Raw genomic sequence first — 3527 nt, forward strand, 5'->3', positions numbered from 1 at the left:
TGGAACACCAGGCGCACAGGGGCTCGTACAGCGCGTCCTGCTTGTTGCCGAAGCCCCCGCCGATGTAGGGCTTGATAATCCGCACTTTGCCCCAGGGAATCCCCAGGGCCTGCCCTACCACCCGGCGGACGATATGGGGGATCTGGGTGGAACTGACCACCACGATCCGCCCCGCCTCCTCATAGGCGAAGCACCCATGGTTCTCAATGTGGCAGTGCTGGACCGTGGGGGTGTCGTACCAGCCTTCGACTTTGATGAGGCCGGGCTCCCGCCGGGCGGTTTCGTAATCGCCTTTGCGGACATCGGAGTGGCCCAGGATGTTATTTTTGTACTTCTCATGGAGCTGAGGCGCACCGTCCTTCATGGCCTCCTGAGCATCCAGCACAAAGGGCAGCTCCTCGTACTCCACCTTCAGCGCCCGGACGGCCTGTGCCGCAGCCACCTCGTTCTCGGCGATGACCGCAGCCACCTCGTCGCCGTAGTAGCGGACGTGGCGGTTCAAAAGCAGCCTGTCGGCCACATCCTGATGGCTGGGGTCCGTGGACCAGGGGTGGCCCGCCGTGGGAAATGGAATGTCCGGCACCTCAAAGCAGGTCAGAACCTTCACCACGCCGGGAACCGCCTCCGCCGCCGCGGTGTCGATGGACTTCACAAAGCCGTGGGCAATGGCGGAGTGGCAGATCTTCACCACCAGCGCCTCCCGGCCGCAGAGGTCGTCCATGTATCTGGCCCGGCCTGTGGCCTTGTCATAGGCGTCCACCCGTGTGACGCTCCTGCCGACGCTCTTGCTCATAGGGGATCCCTCCTTTTTATTTGCATCATTGCAGAAAAACGGATATACTACCCTTGATCCACAAGGGCAATTCTTATAAAATTCAAAATCGCAGACAATTGGGAGGCAGATTGCCCAAAGGGGCGCCTGTTGTCCTTAATTTTGCAGATTCCTGAAAACCGGAGGCGGCTCTATGGAAAAACAATTGAAACTTGGCTGCGTAATCATGGCGGCGGGCAATGCCCGGCGGTACGGCCAGAACAAGCTGGCGGCCCAGCTGCGGGGGCGGAGTCTGATCCTCCGGGCCCTGGAGGCCGTGCCTGCCAAAGAACTGGAGGCCGCTGTGGTGGTAACCCAATACCCGGAGGTTATGGACCTGGCGGAAGCGTTCCGCTTCGCCGCCATCCGCAACGAGCACCCGGACTGGGGCATCAGCCACACCATTGCATTAGGGCTGACAGCCCTGCGGCGCTGCGACGGCGTGATGTTCCTGGTCAGCGACCAGCCCCTTTTGAAACGGGAGAGCGTGGCAGCCCTGGCCCAATTCTGGAAACAGCAACCGGACAAGCTGGCGGCCCTGGCCCACAGCAGCATCCGGGGCAATCCCTGCGTCTTCCCCGCCCGGTTTTTCCCGGAGCTGCTGGATCTGACGGAGGACCACGGCGGCAACACCGTTATCCGGAAGCACGAGGGGGACCTGCGGCTCCTGGAGGTGCCGGAGGAGGAGCTGGCGGACGTGGACACCGCAGAGGCTCTGGAAAAAATACAAAATCGAAGATAGAAAATATGTTAGGGGACGGCCAGCCGTCTCCTTTATTTTCGTTTGTATTCCAACAGACGGAGAAATTCCGGAAATAACAGCTCATCTGCCAGGCCAAACAAAAAGCGCTTTCCATCCAGGTAAGTCTCCGCAATATCGAAGGCCCGCCGTATCTGTGGATGATATGTCTCCCTCTCCGATTGAAACCTTACCTGCTCTTCCCTGTTAAATACAATCTGCAAGGCGGCACAGCTTCTCCGGACATACAGCGTGCAAAGACGCCTTCCCCTCCAGCGGTATTGGCATTCGTACTTCCATCGCATTCCGCCGCTGTTCCACAGGGCCTCCGCTCCAAATTGTCTTTTCACCGCGCCGCAGAACCCCGCGTACACCGCACAGCATTCCGGGCCCAGAAGTGCGGGGATGTCCTCCGGCCCCCTTCCCACTGGCGTCATTTCCGGGTATAGGGCGTGTCCTCCAGGGGCAGCGCCGTGCGAAATTTCCCATCGTAACGGTAATAGGCGCCGGCGATGGCCGGGGCCGTGGGGATAGAGGTGATCTCTCCCACACCGATGGCGCCGCAGGCCACGTTCAGCCCCTCCTTCTCCACCACAATGGCGGTGATCTCCGGGATCTGGTTTGCGCGGAAGAGGCCCAGGGTGCCGTACTTGGCAGTGGGTTTGCAGTCCACCAGCGGGTACCGCTCCGTCAGGGCGAAGCCCATGGACATCACCACGCCGCCCTCGATCTGTCCCTCCACGGAGAGGGGATTCACTGCCTTGCCCACGTCATGGGCCGCCACCATCTGCTGGATTTTGCCGTCCTCGTCCAGAATGCAGATCTGGGTGGCGTAGCCGTAGGCGATGTGGCTGACGGGGTTGGGCACGTCGGCTCCCAGAGGGTCCGTCTTTCCCAGGTACTCCCCCCGGAACTCCCGGCCGTTCAGGGTCTCCAGGCCGCCGGCGCTCAGCGCCGCCTTCAGATCCTGGCAGGCCCTCCGGCAGGCCTCGCCGGTGAACAGCGTCTGCCGGGAGCCGGAGGTGGTGCCGGAGTCCGGCGCGAAGTAGGTGTTGGACCGCTCGTAAACCACCGCCTCCGGTGGGAGTCCCGTCTGGCCGCAGACCATCTGGGTCAGCACCGTGCCCAGGCCCTGGCCGATACAGGAGGCCCCGGCGAAGATATGGACCTTGCCGCCCTCCACCGTCAGCCGAACCCGGCCCGTATCCGGGATGCCCACGCCCACGCCGGCGTTCTTCATGGCGCAGGCAAGACCCACGCATTTGGCCTTGTCATAGTACGGCTTCACCGCCTCCAGCGTCTCCACCAGACCGGTGGACTCGTCCACGATCTGGCCGTTGGGCAGCTCCTGCCCCGGGCGGATGGCATTGCGGTAGCGGATCTCCCATGGGGTGATGCCCACCAGATCCGCCATGCGGTTCAGGAGACTCTCGATACAAAAGCAGGTCTGGGTCACACCGAAGCCCCGGAAGGCCCCGGCGGGGGGATTATTGGTGTAGTAGGCCCAGCCGTCAATCTCAAAGTTCTGGTAGTTATAGGGTCCGGCGGCGTGGGTGCAAGCCCGCTCCAGCACCGGTCCGCCCAAAGAGGCGTAGGCCCCGGTGTCGGCGATGACCTCCGCGGCCACACCCTGGATGATGCCGTTCTCATCGCAGCCCAAAGAGAACTCCATCTCCATAGGGTGGCGCTTTGGGTGGATCAAAAGGCTCTCCGCCCGGGTGAGCTTCACCTTTACCGGGCGCTTCGTCAGGCAGGCGATCAGGGCGGCGTGGTGCTGGACGGTCACGTCCTCCTTGCCGCCAAAGCCGCCGCCCACCAGGCAGTTGCGGACCTTCACCCGCGCCGCCGGCCACCCCAGCATGGTCATGATCTCGTGCTGGGTATCGTAAGCGCCCTGGTCGGTGGAGAGCACCATGACTCCATCCCCGTCGGGATAGGCCACGGCGCACTCCGGCTCCAGGAAGGCGTGCTCCGTCC

General features: G+C 62.7%; 4 protein-coding genes. 1 reads left to right on the top strand and 3 read right to left on the bottom strand.

Translation table 11 applies throughout. The features are described 5' to 3' along the window. A partial coding sequence (locus QZ326_RS11995; protein WP_295745531.1) for a molybdopterin cofactor-binding domain-containing protein occupies positions 1-793 on the bottom strand: 793 nt, incomplete at its 3' end. Between the two features lie 172 nt (positions 794-965). On the opposite strand from QZ326_RS11995, the gene QZ326_RS12000 reads away from it, so the two are divergent. Beyond that, positions 966-1553, top strand: a complete 588-nt coding sequence (locus tag QZ326_RS12000) for a nucleotidyltransferase family protein (protein WP_295745534.1) — start codon at positions 966-968, stop codon at positions 1551-1553. Between the two features lie 32 nt (positions 1554-1585). Here the strand turns inward: QZ326_RS12000 and QZ326_RS13455 are convergent, their stop codons facing one another. Both QZ326_RS13455 and xdh read right to left on the bottom strand, forming a co-directional pair. Then, on the bottom strand, positions 1586-1987 hold the full coding sequence (locus tag QZ326_RS13455; protein WP_365329228.1) for a DUF3788 family protein: 402 nt from the start codon (positions 1985-1987) through the stop codon (positions 1586-1588). After that, the coding region (xdh, locus tag QZ326_RS12005) for a selenium-dependent xanthine dehydrogenase (RefSeq protein WP_295745537.1) at positions 1984-3527 on the bottom strand (1544 nt) is incomplete at its 5' end. The genes xdh and QZ326_RS13455, both read right to left, overlap by 4 nt.

It is taken from the genome of uncultured Oscillibacter sp. (genome assembly GCF_910587525.1).
Taxonomy (GTDB): Bacteria; Bacillota; Clostridia; order Oscillospirales; family Oscillospiraceae; genus Oscillibacter.

Excerpts from the sequence above, each read along its gene's own strand:
- QZ326_RS13455 (WP_365329228.1), bottom strand. The coding sequence starts at position 1,987 with ATGACGCCAGTGGGAAGGGGGCCGGAGGACATCCCCGCACTTCTGGGC.
- QZ326_RS12000 (WP_295745534.1), top strand. The coding sequence starts at position 966 with ATGGAAAAACAATTGAAACTTGGCTGCGTAATCATGGCGGCGGGCAAT.